Annotated in this window: 27 protein-coding genes and 1 tRNA gene; 14 read left to right on the plus strand and 14 right to left on the minus strand. The window is 57.0% G+C overall.

Annotation, left to right across the window (positions count from 1 at the left end; translation table 11 throughout):
• Positions 1-194 precede the first annotated feature (194 nt).
• Positions 195-383 (plus strand): 50S ribosomal protein L28, encoded by a 189-nt coding sequence (gene rpmB / locus RBB82_RS08525; RefSeq protein WP_179640086.1) that lies wholly within the window; start codon positions 195-197, stop codon positions 381-383.
• 82 nt (positions 384-465) lie between these two features.
• Here the strand turns inward: rpmB and msrB are convergent, their stop codons facing one another.
• Both msrB and RBB82_RS08535 read right to left on the minus strand, forming a co-directional pair.
• Positions 466-873: a peptide-methionine (R)-S-oxide reductase MsrB gene (gene msrB / locus RBB82_RS08530; protein WP_433974695.1), complete on the minus strand. Its 408-nt coding sequence runs from the start codon at positions 871-873 to the stop codon at positions 466-468.
• A 60-nt stretch (positions 874-933) separates the two neighbouring features.
• Positions 934-1,356, minus strand: a complete 423-nt coding sequence (locus RBB82_RS08535; protein ID WP_433974696.1) for a Rid family detoxifying hydrolase — start codon at positions 1,354-1,356, stop codon at positions 934-936.
• A 74-nt stretch (positions 1,357-1,430) separates the two neighbouring features.
• On the opposite strand from RBB82_RS08535, the gene RBB82_RS08540 reads away from it, so the two are divergent.
• The 5 genes from RBB82_RS08540 (at position 1,431) to RBB82_RS08560 (ending at position 5,651) form a co-directional block, all read left to right on the plus strand.
• Complete coding sequence (locus RBB82_RS08540) at positions 1,431-1,922, plus strand: hypothetical protein (RefSeq protein ID WP_433974697.1); 492 nt, start codon at positions 1,431-1,433, stop codon at positions 1,920-1,922.
• Between the two features lie 151 nt (positions 1,923-2,073).
• Entirely contained in the window at positions 2,074-3,183 is a 1,110-nt protein-coding gene (locus RBB82_RS08545; protein WP_433974698.1) for a VWA domain-containing protein, read from the plus strand.
• Between the two features lie 156 nt (positions 3,184-3,339).
• Positions 3,340-4,650 (plus strand): adenylosuccinate synthase, encoded by a 1,311-nt coding sequence (locus RBB82_RS08550; RefSeq protein ID WP_433974699.1) that lies wholly within the window; start codon positions 3,340-3,342, stop codon positions 4,648-4,650.
• 13 nt (positions 4,651-4,663) lie between these two features.
• Positions 4,664-4,951, plus strand: coding sequence for a putative quinol monooxygenase (locus RBB82_RS08555; RefSeq protein WP_433974700.1), 288 nt, complete (start codon positions 4,664-4,666; stop codon positions 4,949-4,951).
• 148 nt (positions 4,952-5,099) lie between these two features.
• Entirely contained in the window at positions 5,100-5,651 is a 552-nt protein-coding gene (locus RBB82_RS08560; protein ID WP_433974701.1) for a nuclear transport factor 2 family protein, read from the plus strand.
• A 201-nt stretch (positions 5,652-5,852) separates the two neighbouring features.
• On the opposite strand, the gene RBB82_RS08565 is transcribed toward RBB82_RS08560, so the two are convergent.
• Complete coding sequence (locus RBB82_RS08565) at positions 5,853-6,188, minus strand: hypothetical protein (protein WP_433974702.1); 336 nt, start codon at positions 6,186-6,188, stop codon at positions 5,853-5,855.
• Between the two features lie 77 nt (positions 6,189-6,265).
• The gene (locus RBB82_RS08570) at positions 6,266-6,844 is read right to left on the minus strand and encodes an HIT family protein (RefSeq protein WP_433974703.1); all 579 of its coding nucleotides are present in this window, start codon (positions 6,842-6,844) and stop codon (positions 6,266-6,268) included.
• 471 nt (positions 6,845-7,315) lie between these two features.
• Here RBB82_RS08570 and RBB82_RS08575 point away from each other — a divergent pair, with 471 nt between their 5' ends.
• Positions 7,316-9,325 (plus strand): 30S ribosomal protein S1, encoded by a 2,010-nt coding sequence (locus RBB82_RS08575; RefSeq protein ID WP_433974704.1) that lies wholly within the window; start codon positions 7,316-7,318, stop codon positions 9,323-9,325.
• An 89-nt stretch (positions 9,326-9,414) separates the two neighbouring features.
• Here RBB82_RS08575 and RBB82_RS08580 read toward each other — a convergent pair whose 3' ends face one another.
• From RBB82_RS08580 to infC, 6 genes are all read right to left on the minus strand, one after another.
• Complete coding sequence (locus RBB82_RS08580; RefSeq protein WP_433974705.1) at positions 9,415-10,329, minus strand: hypothetical protein; 915 nt, start codon at positions 10,327-10,329, stop codon at positions 9,415-9,417.
• A gap of 92 nt (positions 10,330-10,421) precedes the next feature.
• The gene (locus RBB82_RS08585) at positions 10,422-10,598 is read right to left on the minus strand and encodes a hypothetical protein (RefSeq protein WP_433974706.1); all 177 of its coding nucleotides are present in this window, start codon (positions 10,596-10,598) and stop codon (positions 10,422-10,424) included.
• A 63-nt stretch (positions 10,599-10,661) separates the two neighbouring features.
• Entirely contained in the window at positions 10,662-10,838 is a 177-nt protein-coding gene (locus tag RBB82_RS08590; RefSeq protein WP_433974707.1) for a hypothetical protein, read from the minus strand.
• Positions 10,839-10,901: 63 nt separating this feature from the next.
• On the minus strand, positions 10,902-11,081 hold the full coding sequence (locus tag RBB82_RS08595; RefSeq protein WP_433974708.1) for a hypothetical protein: 180 nt from the start codon (positions 11,079-11,081) through the stop codon (positions 10,902-10,904).
• A gap of 63 nt (positions 11,082-11,144) precedes the next feature.
• A complete protein-coding gene (locus RBB82_RS08600) occupies positions 11,145-11,321 on the minus strand; it encodes a hypothetical protein (RefSeq protein ID WP_433974709.1) in 177 nt (58 codons plus the stop codon).
• 495 nt (positions 11,322-11,816) lie between these two features.
• Positions 11,817-12,473: a translation initiation factor IF-3 gene (gene infC / locus RBB82_RS08605; RefSeq protein ID WP_433975353.1), complete on the minus strand. Its 657-nt coding sequence runs from the start codon at positions 12,471-12,473 to the stop codon at positions 11,817-11,819.
• 249 nt (positions 12,474-12,722) lie between these two features.
• Between infC and RBB82_RS08610 the strand changes: the two genes are divergently transcribed.
• A complete protein-coding gene (locus tag RBB82_RS08610; protein ID WP_433974710.1) occupies positions 12,723-13,358 on the plus strand; it encodes a response regulator in 636 nt (211 codons plus the stop codon).
• 24 nt (positions 13,359-13,382) lie between these two features.
• Here the strand turns inward: RBB82_RS08610 and RBB82_RS08615 are convergent, their stop codons facing one another.
• Positions 13,383-13,643: a hypothetical protein gene (locus tag RBB82_RS08615; RefSeq protein ID WP_433974711.1), complete on the minus strand. Its 261-nt coding sequence runs from the start codon at positions 13,641-13,643 to the stop codon at positions 13,383-13,385.
• A gap of 252 nt (positions 13,644-13,895) precedes the next feature.
• Here RBB82_RS08615 and RBB82_RS08620 point away from each other — a divergent pair.
• The 3 genes from RBB82_RS08620 to RBB82_RS08630 all read left to right on the plus strand — a co-directional run bounded on the left by RBB82_RS08620 (position 13,896) and on the right by RBB82_RS08630 (position 15,616).
• Positions 13,896-13,982: transfer RNA gene (locus RBB82_RS08620), tRNA-Leu, on the plus strand.
• A 109-nt stretch (positions 13,983-14,091) separates the two neighbouring features.
• On the plus strand, positions 14,092-14,895 hold the full coding sequence (gene trpC / locus RBB82_RS08625; protein ID WP_433974712.1) for an indole-3-glycerol phosphate synthase TrpC: 804 nt from the start codon (positions 14,092-14,094) through the stop codon (positions 14,893-14,895).
• A 37-nt stretch (positions 14,896-14,932) separates the two neighbouring features.
• A complete protein-coding gene (locus tag RBB82_RS08630) occupies positions 14,933-15,616 on the plus strand; it encodes a phosphoribosylanthranilate isomerase (RefSeq protein ID WP_433974713.1) in 684 nt (227 codons plus the stop codon).
• A 714-nt stretch (positions 15,617-16,330) separates the two neighbouring features.
• Here the strand turns inward: RBB82_RS08630 and RBB82_RS08635 are convergent.
• Positions 16,331-18,436, minus strand: a complete 2,106-nt coding sequence (locus RBB82_RS08635) for a prolyl oligopeptidase family serine peptidase (RefSeq protein WP_433974714.1) — start codon at positions 18,434-18,436, stop codon at positions 16,331-16,333.
• A gap of 670 nt (positions 18,437-19,106) precedes the next feature.
• Here RBB82_RS08635 and RBB82_RS08640 point away from each other — a divergent pair.
• Together RBB82_RS08640 and RBB82_RS08645 are read left to right on the plus strand one after the other, a co-directional pair.
• On the plus strand, positions 19,107-20,117 hold the full coding sequence (locus RBB82_RS08640) for a VWA domain-containing protein (RefSeq protein ID WP_433974715.1): 1,011 nt from the start codon (positions 19,107-19,109) through the stop codon (positions 20,115-20,117).
• Positions 20,118-20,306: 189 nt separating this feature from the next.
• Complete coding sequence (locus tag RBB82_RS08645; protein WP_433974716.1) at positions 20,307-22,112, plus strand: diguanylate cyclase; 1,806 nt, start codon at positions 20,307-20,309, stop codon at positions 22,110-22,112.
• Here the strand turns inward: RBB82_RS08645 and RBB82_RS08650 are convergent.
• Both RBB82_RS08650 and RBB82_RS08655 read right to left on the minus strand, forming a co-directional pair.
• Positions 22,109-22,504, minus strand: coding sequence for a LysM peptidoglycan-binding domain-containing protein (locus RBB82_RS08650; RefSeq protein ID WP_433974717.1), 396 nt, complete (start codon positions 22,502-22,504; stop codon positions 22,109-22,111). The two genes, RBB82_RS08645 and RBB82_RS08650, sit on opposite strands and share 4 nt — an antisense overlap.
• 123 nt (positions 22,505-22,627) lie before the next feature.
• Positions 22,628-23,035, minus strand: coding sequence for a YidB family protein (locus tag RBB82_RS08655; RefSeq protein WP_433974718.1), 408 nt, complete (start codon positions 23,033-23,035; stop codon positions 22,628-22,630).
• A 342-nt stretch (positions 23,036-23,377) separates the two neighbouring features.
• On the opposite strand from RBB82_RS08655, the gene RBB82_RS08660 reads away from it, so the two are divergent.
• Positions 23,378-25,414: a spermidine synthase gene (locus RBB82_RS08660; protein WP_433974719.1), complete on the plus strand. Its 2,037-nt coding sequence runs from the start codon at positions 23,378-23,380 to the stop codon at positions 25,412-25,414.
• Positions 25,415-25,416: the final 2 nt, after the last annotated feature.

The raw sequence follows: 25,416 nt of genomic DNA on the forward strand, positions 1-25,416 counted from the left end.
TAAACGGCCAATCATTGAGGTCGCCACCCTCATCATGGTATGATTACGAATCGGCAGACTACCCTTCACACGGTAGCGGTCAGGAGCCCCGACGCTCCTCGTACCATCCTTCCCGGCATCGTTTTGAGGCTTTTCGTACTCAGGCTAGCGCCCCCAAGGGAATCTTCTGCGACTCAAGATTGGAGCACTTCGTCATGGCACAAAAATGTGATCTTTGCGGCAAAGGCCCGCAGTTCGGCAACAACATCTCTCACGCCCACAACACCACCCGCCGTCGTTGGAACGTGAACCTTCAGCCAGTCAAAGCCCAGGTCAACGGCGCAAGCAAGCGCATGCGCGTCTGCACCAGCTGCATCAAGACCGGCAAAGTCGTCAAAGGCTAATCAGCCTCAATAAAGCTCCAGAAACAGGTCGCCCCAGCCGCGTCGTAGCCGGCTGGGGCTTTTCCTGTTTTTCTATGCTGTCTTACTTCTTCTCAAATCCCAGTGAAGCACTGTTGATGCAGTAGCGCAGCCCCGTAGGCTTCGGGCCATCCGGAAAAACATGCCCCAGGTGAGCCCCGCAGGTCGCACACTGCACCTCAACCCGCCTCATTCCCAGCGAATTATCCTCAATTGAGACAATCGCATCCGGCGAAACCGGGTTCCAGAAGCTCGGCCATCCGCTTCCCGATTCGAACTTCTTATCCGAGGTAAACAGCGGCGCATTACAAGCCCCACAGTGATAGATCCCATCGTCGTGGTTGTTGACCAGCGCGCCAGTAAACGCACGCTCTGTCCCGCCCTCGCGCATTACATGAAACTGCTCCGGAGTAAGCAGCTCACGCCACTCTGCCTCCGTCTTGTGAACTTTCTCAACCTTTGTCTCGGCCATCGCTCCAGCCTCCTTTTTATCTAGGTTCTGAAGATTAGATGTCCAACCGCGCATTATGCTTCAGGCCGTGCCATACCGTCCGCGGGGGTCCCTGGCGATCACTTCGATCTCAACCAGCGCATCCTTCGGCAACCCAGCCACCGCCACCGTGGACCGTGCCGGCGCTACCACGCCCTTTGGCGCCAGATGCTTGCCATACACCTCATTCATCGCCGCAAAGTCGCTCATCGACTTCAGATACACCGTCGTCTTCACCACGTGGTGCATCTGCAACCCAGCCTCGCCAAGCACAGCCTTCACATTCGCAAGAACCCGCGTCGTCTGCTCGGTAATCCCCCCGGCCACCAACTCGCCAGTCGTCGGATCGATCGCAACCTGCCCAGACGCGAACAACAGATCCCCGACCCAGATCGCCTGCGAATACGGGCCGATAGCAGCCGGAGCTTCTTTGCTGGTAACAGCAACCTTATCTAGATCACTCATGCCCCCAAGTCTATCTCGTTCTTCAAGCAATGAAAATCGACGTTCCCCCCAACGTTCCCTGTACGATGTCTCCCATGCGCCTTCCTCTTCGATTGACCGCCTTGCTAGCCCTCGCCTTATCCATCGCAGCCGCCGCCACTCCGGCCCGCGCCGAAAAGTTGAATGGCTTCTACTCCGGCAGCGGCGGTCTCGCACAGGAGGTCCATCGCGTCCTCATCATCGAGTTTGCCGCTGACGGCACAGCCATCCTCCAGCAGAAGTGGCACGATAAGGATCCCCAGACCTGGCACGGCCACTGGAAGCAGGACAAGAAAACCGTCACCATCACCTACGACCAATCAAAAGACTCAAAAGACACCCAGCTACCCACCCCCCTCGTCTTCAACCTCAAACACGGCACCCTAACCGCGACCTCGTGGGACCCAACCACGCTCGGCCCGCTGGGCCCACCCAAACTGACCACATTCGGTGGCAGTGTCCCTCAGGTCACAAGCGTTGCGAGCTGCCAGGCCCTCAACACCATGGACCCAACTCAAAACTGCATCACCTGGGACTCTCGCCGCTGACGTCTCATCGATGTATCTCTCAATCTGTTACGAATCTGTGAAACTACCAGCCCCGCGAAACCGTCTCCCCTGACGCAGATTGCTCTCATCTACGTGGGCGCAATCTCGTCGTACCGCAGGTCAAGGTACGAAGCGGTTGAGGAGTTTTGACATGAATACGTCGTATCGGGCCGGGATCTTTGCCATCTGTCTCTCGTCGTTAAGCCTTCCAGGGTTCACGCAACAGCAGCCAGGCCAGGTGCCGGAATCGGGCCAGATACAGCCGGCTCCACAAAACTCCTCCCAATCCAACCACATCCTCCTCGACGTCGTAGTGACCGACCGGTCCGGCAAGCCAATACCAGGGCTTGCGGAAAAAGACTTTGTCGTGCGCGACAACGGAAATGTCCAGAACATCCTCTCGTTTCGCGCACACGGCGGTACCACCGCAACCGACGAGCTCCAATCCACCAAAACTCCGCTCAAGATCATCGTGATGATCGATGAGGTCAACACCACATTTGATCATGTAGCGTACGAGCGCGATCAGCTCAAGAAGTACCTGTTGCAAAACGGTGGAAAGCTTCCCCAGCCTCTGTTGTTGGGCTTTGTCTCTGACAAGGGAACGGAGATACAGTCCGTACCCTCGCAAGACGGCAACGCACTCCTGGCCTCCTTTGACCAGCACGAGACGGCGCTCCGTACCATCCGTCGCAACACTGGCTTTTACGGAGCCGAAGAGCGCTTTCAGATCTCAATCAACACCATGAGGTCACTGGCCGCCAAGGAGGCTCAACAGCCCGGCAGAAAGATGATCGTCTGGATCAGCCCCGGCTGGCCTCTGTTAACCGGCCCTCGCATTGACATGACCGCCAAACAGGCCCAGCAGCTCCTCGCCTCGATCGTCGACGTCTCAACAGCATTGCGTCAGGCCCGCATCACCATGTACAGCATCGACCCACTCGGACTGGCCGACGCCGGAAGCGTTCGACTCAACTACTATCAGGAGTTCCTCAAGCCCGTGACGGCGACCAAAGACGTACAGATCGCGGATCTCAGCCTCCAGGTCCTCGCGACCCAGACAGGCGGTCTCGCCCTCAACTCCAGCAACGATATAACCAGTCAGATCGCCCGCTGTGTCGCCGATGCAGATGCGTATTACACCTTGGCCATCGACCCCCACCCAGCCGATAAACCAAACGACTTTCACGCGATTAGCGTAAAGGTCGAAACCCCGGGACTCACGACCCGGACCCGCAACGGCTACTACACGCAACCGTAACCCTCCCAGAAGGGGCTTCCCGCCAACCGGCGGCGAAGCTCCTCCGGTGACGAGGCGCTAAACACTCCGGACACGATATGATGGAAACAGGCGTGTGTTCGCGTGGTGCGGCGTACGTCTTCCGGCCATTAACCATCCTTGGAGAACACATCCGTCGTGAATCAACGCAAATCAGCGGTTATTTTGGGTGCCCAGTGGGGCGATGAAGGCAAAGGCAAGATCGTCGATGTGCTGTCGGAGAAGTTCGCCGTCGTGGCACGCTACGCAGGCGGCCACAACGCCGGACACACCGTCATCATCAAGGGCAAGAAGTTCGTCCTGCAGCTGATTCCATGCGGTGTCTTGCGCCCTGAGTGCAAAGGCGTCATCGGCAATGGCGTTGTACTCGACCCCATGGCGTTCTTGAACGAGGTAAAGAAGCTCAAAGACGCCGGCCTCCCCGTCGACGGCCAGCTCTTCGTCTCCAACCGCGCCCAGGTCATCCTCCCGTACCACCGCATGATTGAGCTGGCAGCCGAAAACGCCCCAGGCCGAACGAAGATCGGCACCACCAGCCGCGGAATCGGCCCAGCCTACGAAGACAAGATGCACCGCAGCGGCCTCCGCGTCGTCGATCTCTTGAACTCAGCCCTTCTCCGCACTCACATCCAAAACGCCTGCCACGAGAAGAACACCATCGCCCACGCCCTCTTCGGCACCGAACCCCTCGACCCCAAGACCATGTACGAGGAGTACTCCCGCGCAGCCGAGCAGATCGCCCCCTTCGTCACCGACACCGCCGTCATGCTCAACCACGCCATCGACAACGGCGACAAGGTCATGTTCGAGGGAGCACAGGGAGCCCTACTCGACATCGACCACGGAACCTACCCCTTCGTCACCTCATCCTCCTCCACAGCAGGCGGAGCCGTCACCGGCACCGGTGTCGGCCCGACCCGAATCGGCACAGTCATCGGCGTAACCAAGGCCTACGTCACCCGCGTCGGCGAAGGCCCCTTCCCCACCGAGATCCACGACTCCACCAGCGACCTCCTCCGTGCCCGCGGTCAGGAGTATGGCGCCGTCACCGGCCGTCCACGCCGCTGTGGCTGGCTCGATCTGCCCCTCCTCCGCTACAGCAACATGATCAACGGCACAGAGTGGCTCGTCGTTACCAAAATGGACGTCATGGACGAATGTGTGGAGATTCCCGTCTGCACCGGATATAAAGTGAATGGGAAGCTCACCGACCTGATCCCCGCCGACATGCCCGGCTACAACGCGATCGAGCCGGTCTACACCAAACTGAAGGGCTGGAACTGCTCAACCGAAGGCATCACCGAGTTCGATAAACTGCCGCAGCTCGCACAGGATTATCTGAAATTTATTGAGCAGGAATCGGGAGCGAAGATTGGAATGGTCTCTACCGGCCCTGATCGTGACCAGACCATGACGCTGCCGGCGTTCGAAGAAGCTCTCAAAGCGTAAGAAAAGGCCGATTATGCTTAGTTTTACCGTGCGAATGACGTTTGAACAATCCGACCGCGACGATATCACAGACACGCTCTGCCACCTGGCCGCCGCCTCACGGAAGGAGCCCGGATGCATAAGCTATGTTCCCCACTTGGTCGAAGGCGAAGCCTGCACCGTCCTGATCTACGAACAGTATGCGGATGAGGCCGCATTGGAGCATCATAGAGCTACGCCGCACTTTCACCAGTACGCAGTCGGCGGACTGTACCAGAAGATGAGGGATCGTCAGCTCGAAAACCTCACAGCAGTGTGCTAACGCTCTTCACGCGGACTTTTCAGGCAGTGATTACGTCTTATGCTCTGAGGCCGGGTACTACTAAAGTTGTTTTGACTCTGCGCGGTAAATCGGTCTACCATCCGGTACGCTTATGCGCTTGTTTGGTCGTCTAACTCGTAAGTCGCAGATGACCTCCGCTGTCCTGCTGGCCGCCGCGGTCCTAAGCGCATCTGCGCCGTCCGCGCTGGCCTTGCACATGCAGCCGCTGCGCGAGAAAAAGCACGATGCCAAGCGTCAGGTGGAGGCGCTTGAAGAGCAGTGGCGTCAGGCCCAGCTCTCCGGCGACGTAGCCACAATGGACAGCCTCTTATCCGACGACTACATCGGCATCACCATGACCGGCCAGGTCAACACCAAGATGCAGCAGCTCGACCGGATGCGGAGCCACAAGTTTGCACTCAGCAAGCTTGAGATTGGCGAGATGCAGGTAAAGCTCGTCGGGGCAATTGCAATCGTAACCTCTCGGGCGGAGGTCGAAGGCGTCAACGAAGGCATTCCCGTGAAGGGAACCTACCGCTACACCCGGGTCTACCAGCGCCTGCCCTCGGGAAACTGGAAGATTACAAGCTTTGAGGCCACACGTGTTCCAGGCCCAAGGGGCGAAGCAGCCAGCCCGTCGCCCGCACACGATGCTTCGCCCAAAGCTGCGACCAGCGTGCCTCCGGTAGGCCCTTCTTAGAACAACTCCGTAGCTAGTGGAGAGTTGCTTTCGTTTTGCTTGTCATTCCCGAAGGGAACCTGCGTTTGCGATGTCTACACAATGAGAAAATCGTAGATGCAGCTCAGTCATTGATTGAGCACCCAACAAAAAGACCCTGCTCACTACCGGCAGGGTCTTCGTTGATGCTTTATTTGAGAAGCAGACCTTCAATTCTGCGTGTCACGCAATCTTGGGAGACACCTTGGAACTCAGAGGCGTCTTACGCATCTCCGAAAACTTCCGCAGATCGTAACTAGCCTCGGTCTGAGCTTCCACGCGAGGAAGATTGAGCGCAAGCAACCGCCGATAGAGCGAACGAGTCGCGCCAGTCAGGCGCGCGTCTTCGGATTCGTGCGGGAAAAGTGCAAGATACTTTCGGGTTGAAACTGCAGGTTTGCGTGGTGGAACGGGAACAAGGTACGGACGACGATCAGGCAACGGCATGCCGCGGTTCTCAAGCGAGGCTGGGGAGCCGGATCGCAGGTTTGCGGGAAACGTCTGTGTAAATGTAGCCATTGGAGCCCTCGATAGACTCGGCGCGAACCTAAGTCTTTCTATACGGGTTGGATGGGGACGGCGAAAGCTGGGTTGTATTAAGTCTTTTTGAAGGGGAGCCGCAGCTTCGCCCATGTTACATCCAACGACTCAGGAAGTACACGGGTTTCTGCAATAACAGTCATAAAATTCGTATCGCCGCTCCACCGCGGCAACGCGTGCATATGAATGTGGTCCGCTATCCCTGCGCCCGCTGCTTCGCCGAGATTAAGCCCCATATTGATCCCACCTGGTCGATAGACCTCCCGGAGAGCAACCTCAGACCGTTGCGCCAGGACCATCAGCTCCTGCGCAGCCTCCGCGGCGACCGCTGCAAGCGAATCGACATGCTGGTACGGCACAAGCAGCAGATGCCCGGTCGAATAAGGGAAGGCATTCAGGCAGATAAAACAAGACTGACCGCGATAAACAATATGAGCCGCCTGCTCCGCCGTCTCCCGAGCCATACCATTCGCGATCGCGTAGTCGACCGCGGCAATCATATTGCAGAAGACACAGTGTTTATCCTCAGCCTCGGACGGCGGCCATGCATTCAGCGCTTCAGGAACGCCGCTCCGGGCCTGTGGATCCGAACGAGTGATGTAGCTGTAGCGCCAGGGAGTCCAAAGCCGATCCATTCGGGGAGTATAGCGTGGCAGAGCGTCCCGTCTTCAGTACGCGGAACCCGATCCAAAGCTCCATCCGACCCTTCCCGACCCAAAACCTGAGCCAGACCCGAGCCAAACCCCTCGATCGTCGTCCAACTCGCAAATACTCCCTCGCGCCTGCACACTTCTTGCTCCAGGGCGCATCAAATGACTGCGACCCAAGAAGATTTCGTCCTCTGGATGACATGGTGATGAAAATGCATGCAATGGCGCTGCCATTTGTTGACGTACCGTATGCAAAGTTCTATGCTTTATCAGTGAGCTATTGCGTGTGGGACCCAAGTGCAATAGCTCCTGTGCAAGACCTGATTCCTTCCATCCTGCCGGAGCTGTCGCGAGGATAGAAACAACCAGCATCCCTCTCAGGATCGCTGATTGTTCTAGCCCCACGCACCGCGAAAGATGGACGGAATTCCTTGGATCCCGGAGTCCGCATTCACCATGGTAGAAAACCATAATCCTGACCACAACGAGAGCAAACCCCTGACCACCGAAACGGAAGTCCTAGCGCCCGAAGCGACAGCGGCTCACACAGACCTGTCTTCTGAATCCACCTCAACCCAACAGCATGAGACCGCCAACGACACGTCAAATGTAGCTGCACAGCATGTTGCACCCGCTGCCGCCGCTCATCAGACTGCAGACCACGGAACCGTTGCCACCGTGACCGCCGCAGCAGACGAGTCTGACGATGATTTGAACTACGACGCAGCTGACTTCGCTGCAGCCCTCGCAAACTTTGATCGCGAGCAAGCCGCCGAGTCCGCCGCTGCCCAGAACCTGACCGCAGAAGAGGTCATCGTTACTGGCACCGTCGTCAAGATCACCGACAAGCATGTTGTTGTCGACATCGGTCTCAAGTCTGAAGGTCTCATCCCCCTCGAACAGGTTCTCGACATCAATGGTGTCTCGAAGTTCAAGGCCGGTGACACTGTTGAAGTTGTCGTGGAGCGCGAAGAAGCCGAAGGCGGTTACCTGGTCAGCTATGACAAGGCTCTCCGTCACAAGGTCTGGGACAAGCTCGAGCAGGCCGCGAACGACAAGACCCCTGTCAAAGGCATGGTTCTTAGCCGCGTCAAGGGTGGTCTCACCGTCGACATCGGCATCAAGGCATTCCTGCCCGGCTCGCAGGTCGAAGTCCGTCCCGTCCGCAATCTCGACGGCTACATCGGCACCGAGATCGAAGTCCGCGTCATCAAGCTCAACAAGAAGCGCGGCAACGTTGTCATCAGCCGCAAAGAGCTCCTTGAAGAAGACCAGAACGCTAAGAAGTCCGTCACTCTCGCCACCCTGGAAGAGGGCAGCGTCCTCACTGGCACCGTCAAGAACCTCACCGACTACGGCGCATTCGTCGATATGGGCGGCCTCGATGGCCTGCTCCACATCACCGACATGAGCTGGGGCCGTCTCACCCACCCCCGCGACCTCGTCAACGTTGGCGACGAGATCCAGGTCAAGGTGTTGAAGTTCGACAAGGATAAGCAGCGCGTTTCGCTTGGCTTCAAGCAGCTCACGCCTGATCCGTGGCTCGACGCAACCGAGCGCTACCCCATCGGTGCGCAGGTTCGCGGCCGCGTCCTGTCCGTCACCGACTACGGCGCGTTCGTTGAGCTCGAGCAGGGCATCGAAGGTCTCGTTCACGTCTCCGAGATGACCTGGTCCAAGCGGATGAAGCATCCGTCGAAGATGGTCAAGCCCGGCGACGAGGTCGACACCATCATCCTCAGCGTCAACCCGAACGACCGCCGCATCTCGCTCGGCATGAAGCAGCTCCAGGACAACCCCTGGGAGCAGCTCGAAGACAAGTACCCGACCGGTGCCATCATCGAAGGCCGCGTTCGAAACCTCACTGACTTCGGTGCCTTCATCGAGATCGAAGATGGAATCGACGGCCTGGTACACGTCTCGAACCTGAGCTGGACCAAGCGCATCAAGCACCCCTCCGAAGTCCTCAAGAAGGGCGAGAAGGTTCGTGCAATCGTCCTCGGCGTCGAACCCGAGAACCGTCGTCTGTCGCTTGGCGTCAAGCAGCTTCAGCCCGATGTCTGGGATACGTTCTTCGCCCAGCACCGCGTTGGCGACGTCATCAAGGGCAAGATCCTGCGCACCGCGCAGTTCGGTGCCTTCGTTGAGATCGCCGAAGGAGTCGAGGGTCTCTGCCACGTCTCCGAGGCAGTCGATGCCGACAACAAGCCAGTCGCGATGGATGTTGACTCGGAGCACGAGTTCAAGATCGTCAAGATGAACCAGGAAGAGAAGAAGGTTGGTCTCAGCATCCGCGCAGTCGGCGAAGAAGCCAGCCGCGCAGAGGTCGAGAGCTACAAGGAGCGCGAGAAGTCGCCCAAGGGCAACAACTCCGGTTCATCTTCCTCCTCCTCATCGGGCAACAGCAGCAGCACCACGCTGGGCGACCTGATCAACTGGAAGCGTTCTGAGTCTGAGCGCGACTAATCTCCGACAGAGAAACTAAAAAGGCCATCCCGATCGGGATGGCCTTTTTACTGTTTGCTACAAACGCGAAGCTGGTCGCCCAACTCTGCCTAAGCAGAGATAGAGTGCATGGTTGTGGTCGATTCGAGGGCTCCGGCGGCCATCTTCGCAGAAGCGCGACGCATGACCTCAAGCTCCGCCGGTGCGAAGAGCTCCGGAGGGATACCACCAACTGCAACGTGTCCCGGATCGTCTCCAAGCGCCATCGATATCTGATTCCACCGAAGGAACGGCGACGTAGTCGGAAGTGTAATGATGCGACGCTTCGGCTCCGGGAAGGCAAAGTACGCAGACCACGTCAGCAGAGTGAGGCCAACCGCAACACCGTTAATTACGCTGAACATGGAGTACATGTCAGCGTTGTGAGCAATCCACGCGGAGTTGACGAGGCTGGTGGTCGCAAGAAAACCTAGCCCGAGACTGACTCCAAAGATCCTGCTCCGATAAGAAAGGCCCATCGGACGAATCGCAAAGCAAACAAACAACAGCAGGCATAGCGTAAGGATGCTGGAGGTTTGCTGCAACTGCGTGATCATCGCAACCATGAAATTAATGCCGGACAGGTGCGGCGTGACAGCTACACCGACAGCGACCGCGACCGAGATGGCAGCGACCCATCGGAAGACCAACATCCCAAGGCTTTGCAGGCCTTTCAGCGGGGCCATCGCAAGTTTGAAGATGCTATAAATCACCAACAGAGAGAGGATAGATTCAAGCGCGTAGCTCGACCAGTAAACATAAAAATAGATCTGATACGCCAGATGCCGCTCGATTCCCGAGTGAGCACTCATATAGATCAGAGGTAAACAGATAAAGGAACATACCAGCCGGACGCTCATCAGCGCGAAGAGAAAAGCAAACTGACGAACTGCCTTACCACGCAGGATGAACCAGATAACCAGTGCGCAAAGGATCGGCTCAAGATATTCCAGTAAAGAGACTAGACTGTCTGGGGAAATCTTCATTTGATTTCGTACCTCTAGAACAATCCCTAGCGTAGCGTATTCCAGAGGTCGGTACAATAAATTATTGGTAACCTATGCAAAAATTTGCTGCATCAGCGGCCTTTCATGCCACAGGCATTCGGATCACTCGGAGCGCACGTAGGTACAGGCAGCATGCTCGTGCGGGATGCAGTTACCCGGTTCTTCGCGGAGGCGCTGGTGGTCTGGGTGGTAGCAGCTACACCGGTAAGGACGAGGACAGCAACGAATGCGCGGACGATGTTCTTCATGAAAGAGACCTCTTGGGAAATTTTGGTTCAACTTGTTGGTAATAAGAGTCTTAGTGCTTGGTGTTAGCGGCCCTTCATGCCACAGGCATTCGGATCGCTCGGAGCGCAGGTAGGAACAGGCAGCATGCTCGTGCGGCTGGCAACTGCGATGCTCTTCGCGGAGGCGTTGGTGGTTTGGGTGGTGGCGGCGGCGCCGGTGAGGACGAGGACGACTACGAATGCGCGAACGATATGTTTCATGAAATAAACCTCTTAGGAAATTTAGACTTAAGCTGTTGATAAAACGCGTCTTAGTGCTTTGTATTAGCGGCCCTTCATTCCACAGGCATTCGGGTCACTCGGAGCGCAGGTAGGGACAGGCAGCATGCTCGTGCGGGATACAGTTACCTTGTTAGCCTTGGTCGAGGCAGAAGAGCTCTGGGTCGTGGCAGCTACACCGGTAAGGACGAGGACAGCAACGAAAGCGCGAACGATGTTTTTCATGGTAGGACCCTCTTAGGAAATTTAGATTTAAGCTGTTGATAATAAGCGTCTTAGTACTTTTTATTAGCGGCCCTTCATGCCACAGGCATTCGGATCGCTTGGAGCGCAGGTAGGAACAGGAAGCATACTGGTGCGGCTGGCAACTACGGTGCTCTTCGCGGAGGGGTTGATGGTCTGGGTGGTGGCGGCGGCGCCGGTGAGGACGAGGACGACTACGAATGCGCGAACGATATGTTTCATAGCGAGATACTCCCTAAGTTGTATTTCTGTAAAAAGATTTCTCTGGACAAACCAGATGATGTAACAATAGGATACAAACTGGAGTAAGTCTAATAGAATCAGTTATATACGGAATTATTAAACAACAAGGGTTACTAAAGTACCCGGATTGTTCGCGCGGATGGGTAAGGGACGCGCTCCGAATAGCCGATGGGTGCCCCCGGCAATCAACTCTTCATCTTCTCGGTTTGCGGCTAAAACCCGGGAGTTTTAGGCAGATTGGAAGGCAAAGAAGCATAGGGACAATAGCGCTAAATCACACTGCTGAAGAGGTAAGCGCACTCGCTTGGATGCGATCGGAAGCCTGAAGGGATGTTTTTTTCACAAACAACCTGCCGCTGGACTATTCGTTCAGGCGCAACTTCGCTCAATCACTCCAGCGGAAACACAAATTATGTCGTGTGAAATTCCCTGCACACCCACTTCTGCGTAAAAATTACGCAAAAGTGGGCGTTTTCAGGCTTGAACTGTAGCCGGAGCGGGGGCTTCGACGGTCTTGGTTCCGGCAGCCGGAGAGGCTGGAGCAGGAGCCTTTTTCGGTGCAGGCTCTGCCTTTTTTGACGGGGCGAGAATCGCATGAAGTGTGGTTCCTTCCATGCGGGGCATAAACTCCACCAGACCGGCGTCGCCGATATCCAGAATTAACCGATTGATGATCTTGTAACCGAGATCGCGGTGAGCCATCTGCCGCCCTTTGAAGCGCAGGGACGCCTTGACCTTATCGCCTTCGCCAAGGAAGCGAACGGCTTGGTTCTTCTTGGTCTGATAGTCATGCTCATCGACCGTAACCGAGAACTTGACCTCTTTGATGACGATCACCTTCTGCTTCTTGCGTGCCGCACGGTCGCTCTTGTCCTTCTCATAGAGGTACTTGCCGTAGTCCTGGATTTTACAGACCGGTGGCACGGCATTAGGCGATATCTCTACAAGGTCAAGCGAGCGTTCGCGAGCCATCTTAAGAGCGTCAAAAGGTGCCATTACGCCAAGCTGTTCGCCGTTTTCGTCAATGACGCGAATCTCGCGGGCGCGAATGCGTTCGTTGGTGCGGATAAATGACTTCGCGGAACGTTTATCAATTGGTGGAATAAGTCGCCTCCACAGCGGGGTTTTCAGCCTGCTATGCGTTGTTTAGGGTTAGATGCAATCGTACGAAAGGTTGCACCGCAACATAAAGTATAGCACCTTGACCACGACGAGCCTCCTCGTCAAACGCGGTCCCACTCTCGCTATCAAGGTAGGTACGGCCAGAAAGCTCCCCGTGTTCCAACGCACAGCCCGATTCATCTCCCGGCAACGTCACCGACTTTGGAAACCTGCCCCCAATCATGTATGTTTGCTCGGAAGCAGTAGAAAGGAATCAAAATGAGACGCCGTATCTTGCTGGTTGATGATGAAGTCGCCGTGTTGCTGACGTTGAAGGCTGTGCTCGAGATCAGCGGGTTTGATGTGGACACCGCAGCCTCCGGTCGCGAGGGCGTCTCAAAGCTTCACACGCGCGAGTACCAGATGCTGATCACCGACATGCGCATGGAACACGAAGCTGCCGGCGTCGAAGTCATCAAAGCCGCACGCGCCGCCGCGTATCACCCCGCAGTCGCGCTCCTCACGGCCTTTCCCGTAGCCGAGGAGGACTGGCAGGAGATGGGCGCCGACGAGCTTCTCGTCAAGCCGATGCACACCCGTATGCTTCTCCAGCAGATCGAGGACCTCATCACCTCCCACGAGCAGAAGCTGGGCCTGCCGACCGGCATGGAAAAACAATCCCCGCCGCCCGCTTCAAAGAAACCCGCAAAAAAAGCCACCGCCGACAAGCCAGTCGCAAAGAAGGCCACCAAGAAGGCAGCGAAGAAATCCTCCACTAACGCGGCCGCAAAAAAAGCCGCTGCGAAAAAGCCCCTCGCAAAGAAGGCCGTTACGAAGACGGCAAAGAAGCCCGTGAAGAAAGCCCTGAAGGCCTCCCGCAAACCCAGGTCAACTCCCCGCCGCACTAAAACCTAGCCGGACGTAGCCGAAAGCCTTGCCTCAGTGAGACGTGTGTTCCTTGATGTAAGTACGCAGGGCCAGGTTGAGGCTCATCGCCTTTTCCACCCCGCTATCCAGCATGCGCAGCCAGTCCGACGCCGGCTCCTTCAAGTGAGCCGTGTTGAGCAGATAGCTGGTCTGCACAATAATCTCAAGCGCGTTGCTCAGGTCGTGTGCGATCTTGCGCATCTCGACTGAGATCTCTTCTGGAATCTTTTCGAGAGTCTCGGGAGCCTGGGAGTTAATCTTCGATTCAGTCATGTGTTGGTGGTGCCTTCCTTACAGACTAAACTCCTTTTCCAGTGATAAGTCTCTAGGCTCCTGAAATTGGCTGCAGTCCGATAGATGCAATAAAGAAATAGATGCTCCCAAACTCCTCTGGCGACGCGCAAAAATTCAACATCACGCCGCAGCCACCACAAGCCGTCCGATTGACAGCAACCCCGGTGTTTGTAAGACTAAAGACTCGCGGTTAGCGTGCTCCGGCCATCAGTGCGGAGTGTTTGACACCGTGCCGTAGTGGCGGAATTGGCAGACGCGCATGGTTCAGGTCCATGTACTCGCAAGGGTGTGGGGGTTCGAGTCCCCCCTTCGGCACCAAAGCTTTCGACAAGGTAGCGGCTAAGCCTGCAGGAATAGGCACACGCCAGACACAAGCCGCTACCGGCAGCCTCCGCCACTCACCCGTGCTGTGAACTGAAAAGACCTCATGCCCACCCAGCTCGACCAGATCCTTGCCCACACAAAGCTGCAGGTCGAAGCCCGCAGAGCAGTCGCCGACCTCGCCCAACTGGAACGCAACGCCGCCCAGCACACTCCACGCGGCTTCCGCGCAAGCCTCCAGACTGCGGCCAGCGAAGGCCCAGCCATCATCGCCGAGATCAAAAAGGCCTCCCCTTCAAAAGGCCTCATCCGCGCCGACTTCCACCCCGCAACCCTCGCCGAAACATTCGAGGCCTCCGGCGCAGCAGCACTCTCCGTCCTCACCGACGAGCACTTCTTCCAGGGCTCCCTCGCCTTCCTCCGCGAAGCCTCCACCGTCGTCCGAATCCCCTGCCTCCGCAAGGACTTCATCCTCGACCCCTTCCAGATCCTCGAAGCCCGCGCCCACGGCGCCGATGCGATCCTCCTCATCGTCTCCGCTCACACCGACGCAGCCCTCAGCTCCCTCCGCGACGAAGCCCACCGCCTCGGTCTCGATGTCCTCTGCGAAGCCCACGACCGCGAAGAGCTCTCCCGCGCCGCCGCCCTTGGCTTCGACCTCATCGGCATCAACAGCCGCGACCTCCGCACCTTCGCCGTCCGCACCGAAGTCTTCACCGAGCTTGCCGAGCACATGCCGAAGAACGCCCTCATGGTCGCCGAGAGCGGCATCCGCACAGCCGACGACCTCAGGCATCTCCGCGACGCCGGCTACAGCGCCTTCCTCATCGGCGAGACGCTCATGCGCCAACCCGACCCCGCCGCAGCCCTCGCAGGCCTGCTGGATCGCGAATACTCCCCCAACATCTAATCGTCAGCGCCACTCGCATCATCGAATCGAGAGCCTCATGTGGATCAAGATCTGCGCGAACACAAATCTCGACGACGCCCAGCTAGCCGCCGAACTAGGCGCAGACGCAGTCGGCTTCGTCTTCGCACCCAGCGCACGCAACATGACCGCAGCCGGCGTAGCGAAGATCACCCCACACATCCCGTCATGGGTCGAGCGCGTCGGCGTCTTCCCCACCCTTGAAGCCGAAGAGATCGCCCGCACCGCGCAGCAAGCGGGCCTGAATGCAATTCAGCTTCACGGCGGCGTCAGCCTCGACCTCCTACGCCGACTCCACACTCTCCTCAACGGAAGCGCAAAGCTGATTCAGACGGTGCATTGGAATGTAACCGCTGGCGATACAAATAATGCAAGCGCCGCAGTAGTAGCCAATCACCTCCGCGAAATCGCCGCAGACGGCCTCGTAGACCGCGTACTCATCGACTCAAAGGTAGGCGCAGCAACAGGCGGCACCGGCATCACCTTCGATTGGGACGCCGCGCGCACAACATTCGCCGAAGCAGGCACAGGCCTCAAGCTTATAGTGGCTGGAGGCCTGCGTGAAGACAACGTCACGGACGCAATTCACAATCTGCGTCCGTGGGGCATCGATGTTGCAAGCGGCGTAGAGCAGACACCCGGTAAAAAAAGTCCAGAGAAGCTGGCCGCATTCATTCGCAAAGCGAGAGAGTCCGCCCAATAGCAGACTGCGCTTTGGTGTTTACTCTAAATTTTGTTTTTAGATTTGATTGAGAGCGTCATGCTCTTCGACAGTTACATCCGGCCAACCTACACCGAATGTTTTGAATTAAGCGTGGTGCGGAAGCGACTGGTGAATGCGCATCTTCGGGCTGCGATCATGAAACGTCTGTGTACGCAGGTGCACAGTCGCCTCTCGCGGCTTCGCCGAAGCGAACGCAGGAGCCAGGGCCAGCAAGAAAGCGATAGAAATCTTCATCTTCATAGCGGGAACCTTTCTATATATGAGACGCGCTACAGGCCAACCCGGATTCTTATTTCACGCCACACGAACCACAAAAACAGGGCGGATGAATATACAACAAACGGGTAATGACGCAAGTATGAACGCCAAAAAGCCTTAGGTCATTCGATTTCGCGCACCCGGTAGCCAAACCTCTATTGCCCAACTAGTATCTGCCCACCACATAGTGGTTCAGCAGCGCAGCGACACACCAGGTGGCACACCCCATACAACCTCATCGCGAAAACAAATAGGGAATCTGTCTCGCCACAAATAAACAAATCACGTGGCCGAACCTCATCGCCAAAAAAATCGGGTGGCTATCGTTTGAATTCTCACCGCAAGAAAATCGGGTGGCCCATCCTTTGCAGTCTCACCGCAAAGGGTGGGTTATTCGCGCTACGCGCGAACCAGCCTTCACTCCACGTCCCCCAGCTACTTCAGCGAAACAACCCCCAAAGCCCTCACCATAAACGCATACTGGTCCACCGTAGCCTCGATGCGTTTGCTCAACGGCATCCCCGCCCCATGTCCCGCCCGCGTCTCCACCCGAATCAAGATCGGATTCGCCCCCACCTGCGCAGCCTGCAACGCAGCCGTGTACTTGAAGCTATGCGCCGGATACACCCGATCATCATGGTCCCCCGTAGTAATCAACGTCGCAGGATACGCCACCCCCGGCCTGATGTTATGCAGCGGCGAGTACTTGTAAATCGCAGCAAACTCCTCCGCACTCTCCGAAGGCGCCCCGTACTCCTCCTTCCACGCCCACCCAATCGTGAACTTATCGAAGCGCAGCATATCCATCACACCAACCGCCGCCACCACCGCACCAAACAGCTCTGGCCGCTGCAACTCACAAGCCGCCACCAACAGCCCACCATTACTGCCACCAAGAATCGCAAGCTTCGACGCGGAAGTGTACTTGTTTGCAACCAGCCACTCAGCCGCCGCAATGAAATCATCAAACACGTTCTGCTTCTTCAGTCGCGTGCCCGCATCATGCCACGCCTCGCCATACTCACCACCGCCACGCAGACCAGGCTGCGCATAGATCCCGCCCATCTCCATCCACATCACATGCGCCGAAGAAAACTCCGGCATCAGCGGAACATTGAATCCGCCATACGCATACAGCAGCGTCGGCGCGCTCCCATCAAGCGCAATCCCCTTCTTCTTGCTGACGAACATCGGCACACGCGTGCCATCCTTGCTCGAATAAAAGATCTGCTCGGTCTCATACAAACTCGGATCGAACAGCAGCTTCGGCTGTCGATACACGGTCGACTTCCGCGTCTTCATATCCAACCGGTAGATCGTACCCGGCGTCGTAAAGTTGCTGAACTGATAAAAAGTCTCCGTGTCCTCACGCAGTCCACCGAACCCATTCGCCGTACCAATCGCAGGCAGCGCAAGCCTCTCAATGAACCTCCCATCGAGACTATGCAGCTCCACCAGACTCTGCGCATCCGCCAGATAGTTTGCAATAAACGTATCGTCGATGATCGACACATCGCTGAGCTTGTTTTTACTCTCCGGAATGACAGTCTTCCAGTTCTCCCGCTCGGGATGATTCAAATCAATCGAGATCACCTTGCCATTCGGCGCATCGAGCGTAGTCAGCAGCCAAAAGAGCGTCCCGTCATTATTAATCGGCGCATACGTCGCATCCGCAACATCAATCAACCGCACGATCGGCGCATCGGGCTGCTGCAGATCCTTAATAGCCAACTCATTGTTAGGGCTCGTCCCCTTCGACTGATGCAGCACCAGGTACCGGCCATCATCGGTCACCTGTGCGCCCACGTTCAACTCCTTATCATCCGGACGATCGAACACTAACTTGTCTTCGCTCTGCGGCGTCCCCAGCTTATGAAAGAAGACCTTGTGAAAGTAGTTCGCAGCCTTCAGCGCCTCAGCCTCGGGAGCGTCGTACCCCTCATAGAAAAATCCACTGCCATCCTTCAGCCACGACGCCCCGCTGAACTTCGACCACTCCACAACATCAGGCAGATCGTTACCCGTCGTTACATCGCGCACATGCCACTTCACCCAATCACTACCCGCATCCGCAATCGAGTAAGCCGCCAGCGATCCATCGTCGGTGATGCTCAGTCCGCTGATCGCAACCGTCGCATCTTCTGAAAAGGTATTCGGATCGAGCAGCACCTTCGGCTCACCATCCAACCCCGTGTGCCAGTAGATGACATTCTGATTCTGCAACCCGCTGTTATGCGAATAGAAATACCGGCTCCCGCGACGGGCAGGAGCGGTGTACCTCTCAAAGTTGATCAACTCCATCAACCGCCGCTGCATCGCCTCGCGAACCGGCACCTCGGCAACATAGCTCTGCGTCAACTCGTTCTCAGCATCCACCCAGGTCTTCAGCTCAACCGAATCCACATCCTCCATCCACCGATAAGGATCGCTAACCGCCGTCCCAAAATAATCATCCATCTGCTCAACCTTGCGAGCAACGGGATAGTTGAGCTTCGAAGAAACCAAAGAAGAGGTCGACGCAACATCAGAGGCGAGTGTCATTGAGAGAGCATCTTTCAAAAAGTTAGGGCAAAAACTGCCACCCTTCCGGACTATAACGCACAACGCATACGTGAGCGCACAACGGCATATCTGGGCAATTGCTGTTGCCGTTGCTGTTGCCGTTGTCCTTGTCGTTGCTTGTTTTTTTGGTTGTCATTCCGCAGCGAAGCGGAGGAATCTGCTGTTGCGGTTGTCCTTGCCCTTGTCTTTGCTCGCCTTTTGTTGTCATTCCGCAGCGAAGCGGAGGAATCTGCTGTTGCTGTTGCTGTTGCGATTGTCCTTGCCCTTGTCTTTGCTCGCCTTTTGTTGTCATTCCGCAGCGAAGCGGAGGAATCTGCTGTTGCCACCGTTCGACCCGACACCACCCCAAACTCCTGTCATTCTGAGCGCAGTCGAAGGGAACACCTGCAGTTGGTCCACCAAACCCCCCACCCCTCCATTCCACCGCCCAAAAATAAAGTTCAAAAACGTGGCGTATTTTTCGCCCCCAAAAAAGTGCCCTCCACCACCACGATTACCACGCAAACCACCACAAATGGACCACAAACTACCATCCAAAATCACTCCAAAAACTCAAAAACCCCCAATAGAATCCCACTCCACCACACCAAACTTTTTTCCAAAAAACACAGCATAAAAAATCCCAACACCCTCCGGTTAGACTTGAGCCATGCGGGTCATCCTCTTCCTCCTCCTGCTCTCAAGCGCCGTAACCACCCTGGCGCAGGAGCCTCCCGCCACCGGCGACCAAAGCTACACGCTCAAAACCCAGTCCAACGTGGTTCTGGTCCCCACAACCGTCCAAACCAAGCATGGCGAGATGATCTACGAACTCAAACCCGAGCAGTTTGTCATTGAAGACAATGGAGTTCCGCAGATCGCCCACCTCGACGTAGACACCGACTCCCTAGGCCTCTCCCTCGTCGTCGTCGTCCAGTGCAGCCGCGCCGCTGGCTTCGAATACACAAAATTAGCCGGCCTCGGCACCATGGTCGACGCCGTAGCCGGCGACGCCCCACGCGAGGTCGCCATCGTCACCTACGGCTCCGCACCGCTCCTCCTCGGCAAGTTCTCCAACAACGTCGACTCCATGAGCGCGGCCCTCGCGCAGCTTGAACCCTGCGACGATCCCGACGCCTCAACACTCGACGCCGTCTCCTACGCAACAAAACTGCTGGAAGCCCGCCAAAATCACTACCGCCACGCCATCCTGCTCATCAGCGAAACCCGCGACCACGGCAGCAAAGCCAAGCCCGCCGAGGTGGTCGCAGCGCTCGGTCGCACCAACACCGTCGTCGATTCGGTAGCCTTTGGCCCCGGAAAAACCGAGGTTATGAACGATCTAAAGTACGGCGGCGGCAGCGGACCAATCGGCCTGCTAGTCATGGCCGTCAACGCTTTGAAGAAAAACGCCGCACACGAGTTGGCTGCCCTCTCAGGTGGCGAGTACATCAACTTCACCACGCAGAAGGGCTTCGACGAAGGCCTCCATCAGCTCTCAAACCACGTCCACAACTACTATTTGCTGAGCTTTCAGCCCCACGCTGAAGCAAATGGCCAGCCCGCGTCCGGAATGCATCGCATCCGCGTCAGGATACCGGACTATCCCGATGCACGCATACGATTCCGCGAGAGCTACTTCGCCGGTGAGCTGGACTCAGCAGCGGCCGACACTAACTAATCGCGTTCGAACTCAAGATTTTGCCTCTCTTCTGCGATCAATCCACCGTGACGAATGGAGCATATTATGGGTCTGGCGCTAACCAGTGGTGCGAACCGCTGCCTTCGCCGATAGAGTATTTTCGTACTAGTTATGGGCATAGGTTCTTCAAATGAGAGTGGAGAAGGCCGTCTACCATCTCTCAAGCGGATGGCACTCATTGGACTTGCTCTCGCATGTCTTGGCGCCGCTGCGCTACTGCTCAACATGCACAGCTGGAACGAGGGCGGCGTCACGATTATGTGGCCCTCAAACGGTCTTCTTATCGGCGTATTGTTGTGTGTGCCCCGGCGTCAGTGGCCCGCATACCTGGCCGTTGGCTTTGCCGTCGATCTGGGGATCAATCTTGCCTTGTCGTTCGCATTCTGGGTCTCCGCATACCTTGCGTGCTGCAATATGGTGGAGGTCGGCATTGCGGCGTTTTTGATGTATCGAACCGTCTCACCCAGACCAGACCTGACCCAACGCAAACAGTTGATCAGTCTGCTCCTGTACGGCGTCGTCGTCGCTCCTGCAATCGCCTCGCTGCTTGCGCAGTTGAACACCACCAGCGCACACTCGCAGCATCTATTCACCTCCTTCAAACACTGGTTCGCGGCCGACGCTCTTGGCGTTGCCGTAATGACACCGCTCTACCTCTCATTCGTGGAGCGTGAGCGGTTTGCCGGGCGGTCGCGACTCGAGGTCGCAGGTCTCTTGACGATAGTGAGTGTCGCCACAGTCGGTGTCTTCTGGCAAACGCAGTTACCCCTTCTATTCCTTTTGTTACCGTTGCTGCTCATAGCAGGCGTTCGCTTGCGGCTGGCAGGCTCCGCACTGGGGCTGTTGATCGTCTCAATTGTTGGAGGATTTCTTACTATTCAAGGCCGCGGGCCAGTGGCGCTGATGCACTTTGGCACGCCGACGACGCATGATCTGCTTCTACAGTTCTTTGTCGCAATCTCAATGTTGATGCTCTACATCGTAGAGGTCGTTATCGCCGAGCGCGAGCGGTTGCAGACTGACCTCACAGCCAGCGAGACACTCTTCCGCCTGCTGGCCGAAGCCTCGAACGACGTAATCGTACTCACCAATCTCTCTGGCAAGAGACGCTATATCTCACCCGCGGTAATCACTGTTCTGGGATGGCATCCAGATGAGCTCACAGGGCATACCTATCATCAGATCGTTCATCCAGAGGACGTCACCGCTGTGGAAGCGATGATGGAGAGTTGCCGCGAGGGCATCACCGCGGAACCTCTTATCTACCGATGCCGCAAAAAGGACGGTAGCTACGCGTGGATGGAGGCCAGCATGAGGCTCTACCACGACGACACGAGCAACGAGCCTATCGGATTCGTCAATGTCGTCCGTGACGTCTCAAACCGTAAAGCTGCAGAAGACGAGTTGACCCATGCCTTCCGCTTAGTGGAGAACCTCGCCATGGTGGATGGCCTGACATGCATCGCCAACCGCCGGCGTTTTGACGAAACCATGGACCGTGAGTGGCGACGCGCCATGCGGGACGGAAGCCTGCTCTCCTTGTTGATGATCGATGTCGATCACTTCAAACCCTACAACGACATCTACGGCCACGTATTGGGCGACGCGTGCCTGCGCCGGATCGCCGAAGCAGCACAAGAGGTGATTCATCGCTCCTCAGACCTCTTTGCGCGCTATGGCGGCGAGGAGTTCGTAGTGGTGCTACCAAACACGGATCGAAACGGAGCACAGCTGGTCGCGGAACAGATTCGTCGCGCAGTTGAAATGTGCAGCCTGCCCCACTCCGGCAATCCGCACGGAGTGGTCACGGTAAGTATCGGCTGTGCAACTCTGGCGCTCGGCCACGACTCTGCCGCAACCGCACTGGTCGAGGCTGCAGACCAGGCCATGTATCTGGCCAAGTCTGCCGGACGAAATCGTGTCGAAGTCGCTGCCTCATCCGCGGTTGCAGATGATCTCCCTGCAAAAAGCTAGGCAGTGATGACCGGCAGCTGAAGCGTTGTGCCAATCGGAACGCTATTGGGATCGGCTAAATTATTGGCCTTCGCGATCTGAGGATACTTGTTGGCGTTGCCGTAGAACAGCAGGCTGATGGCCGAGAGGGTGTCGCCCGATTTGATGGTGTAGGGCTGGGTATCGCCGCCGGTGTTTGTGATCTCGTGATGAAGGTCAGAGTACGTGGGATCTGCCTTTTTGATGTGGTCCCACACACGCTCGAGGACGACTCTCGAAGGAACCGAGCCTTTGATGTGGAGCTGCTCTCCGTCGAGATCAACTGCATCGACGGTGGCTCCATATGGAGCAAACTTCTGCAACGACTCAATGACACCAGCATACTTCTGTTTCAGAGCTTCAAGATCTGCCATGGCATGACTCTCCTTTGTCAGCGTGACTGACTGTTGTGTGATCCTGTTTGGAGCGAACGCCGTGGCCCATGCGCCCATCGAGATTCAGCCAAATTCGAGTCTGACCGATACAAGTACGTCGGACTAAACGAACTTGCTGAGAAGCGACTGCGCCATGCTGCCCATGGAACTCGTTGGCGCTGCCTGTCCATTCGGAGCGAAGTGCTGGATGACCATAGGTAGAACTGCAGCGAGCGCAACTTGAACGACTTGTGGAGACACGCCTGCCTTCTCTGCGGTCTTTTCTATGAGCCCCGTACCGCCCAGGCCCTGCTGAACCTGCTCGGGCGTTGCTGTGGCAGCCTGTCCTGTGCCCCAGGCACCGACGTGTTCCGCCATGCCATTGTTCTTGAAAGCGTCCAGAACGCCTTGAATCCCTTCAGGGTGCTGGGTGAGAGCTTCGATGAATCCTCCAGCTACCTTGGCCTGATCGGTCCCGGCCGCAGCCCCGGTCTGTCCGGCGAGCGATTGAATCATGTCCATAATTCCCATGTTGTTCACCTCGCACCCACTATATGTCTGATCCTCGCGCAATGCAGCGGCAACGCCAAAATATTTTATGAATTCTCATGAGGCGGAACACTGAAACCATGTCATTTCAATCCAGAGATATACGAAAAAGCCGTTTTCAAACCCGATATTTCAAAATCAGCGGTCAAGTTAAACCTTCGCAAAAACTCTTCTCCGGAAATGGCCCAAAACATCCTGTAGATTCATTTTGATAGCGCAATCAGTGGCTCTGCCGTTATCCTCCTCATGCACGCGCCCGATCAAATCCGTTCATCCAACGGAACACACACGCTCTCCGAATCCAACACGCCTCCGGTCTGATACATGCCCGCACCACGCCTGCTCTACGGCTTTACCATCTTCCTCGGCGCGTTTCTGCTCTTCCTGGTTGAGCCGATGGCCGCCAAACAGCTCCTCCCCGCCCTGGGCGGATCCTCAGCCGTATGGCTCACCTCTCTTGTCTTCTTCCAGACCACCCTCCTGTTGGGTTATCTCTATGCCCATTGGCTCACGCGCACACCCGTACGGAGCTGGCGAAACCACCTCTACCTCGCGTCTTTAGCCACGGCCATCATTCTCATCGCCACCCAAAGACTTCTCCCTGCCAACCTCAGCTCCAGCTCAGACCACCCTGTCGCCACCATCTTCATCGATCTCACCCTTACGATTGGCCTGCCCTTTCTGCTCCTCAGCTCAACCAGCCCCCTGCTGCAGATCTGGTTTCTTCGCGCCAATGGCGGCACAATTCCTTACCGCCTCTTCGCCCTGTCAAACGCCGGCTCGCTCCTTGCCCTGATTGCTTACCCATTCATCGTCGAGCCCAACTTAACGCTCAAACTTCAGCGAACCCTCTGGTCTTTTGGCTTCGCTGTATATGCCGGCTTCTGCGTCGTGCTGGCCCGTCAAGCCCGCACCACCCCACAACCGGAAGTATCGGATATAGAACCGACAACACCGCCAACATCAGCTCTCACAAAATGGCTATGGTTTCTCCTCCCCATGGCTGCTGCGATGCAGCTAAGCGCCGTCACGCAGCATCTCACCGTCAACATCGCCGCCATTCCCCTGCTCTGGATGCTCCCTCTGGCTGCATACCTTCTCACCTTTATCCTGGCCTTCGAGTTCCCTTCTCTGTACCGTCGCGGTATCGTCGTGCGCCTCCTGGTCGTCATGCTGGCCGCACTAGGCTATGCCATCTCAAAGACCGACGTCAGCCTTCCCATTGGCATCGCCATCATCTTCTTTCTCGCAGAAGCATTCATCGCCTGCCTCTTCTGCCACGCCGAAGCCTGCGCACTACGACCCCACCGCTCCGCTGAAACAACTCTCTTCTACCTTCTGATCGCCGCCGGAGGAGCAGCCGGAACCTTCTTCATCGGCATCCTGAGCCCACTCATCTTCTCCGCCAACTACGACCTCGCCATCTCATTCTTCGTCACTGCCGCCCTCGCCGTCGCCGTCACCTGGAACGATGGCTGGCCGCAACGTCTTCTCTGGTCCACCGCCAGCGGCCTGCTGCTCTTCTTCGCCATCATGCTCCACACCGCCTACGGGCACGACGCGATCCTCGAGGTCCGCAACTTCTACGGCACCCTCCGCGTGAAGCAGCTTCCCACCAATCACGGCGACATCGAGCGCATGCTCCTCAATGGAACCATTCAGCATGGCACCCAGCTCTTTGCCCCTGGTCTCACTCGCACACCCACCACCTACTACGCCGACAACTCTGGCATCGGACTAGCCCTGCGCAACTGCTGCGACGACCGCCCCCGAAATATCGGCGTCATCGGGCTCGGCACCGGAACCCTTGCCACCTACGGCACCGCCAGCGATCACATCCGCTTCTACGAGATCAACCCACTCGTCCGCCCCATCGCGCAAAACCTCTTCACCTACCTCCGCGACTCCCCTGCGCAGATCACATTCGCAGACGGCGACGCCCGCACCTCGCTGACCAGCGAATCCCCGCGAAACTTCGACGTCCTCGCCATCGACGCATTTTCAGGCGATGCCATCCCGCTGCATCTGCTCACCACCGAGGCCATCGCCCTCTACAAAAAACACCTAGCGCCAGACGGCGTCCTGGCCTTCCACGTCTCAAACCAGTACCTGAACCTGCCCCCTGAGATCGCCCAGCTCGCCACCGCCGCCAATATGCAATCAAAGCTGGTCGAAAGCCAACCTGATGAGTCCCTCGGAGCGTTCCGATCCACCTGGGTACTGCTAACCACCAGCCAAACCTTCTTTAGCCGTCCTGAGATCGCCAACGCCGCCACTACAACACCCACAGATGCACGCCTGCGCCCCTGGACCGACGACTACTCCACTATTCTGCCCATCCTGCAGCTAGCCCACCACTAAAC

It is taken from the genome of Tunturiibacter lichenicola, assembly GCF_051013355.1.
GTDB classification, from domain to species: domain Bacteria; phylum Acidobacteriota; class Terriglobia; order Terriglobales; family Acidobacteriaceae; genus Edaphobacter; species Edaphobacter lichenicola_F.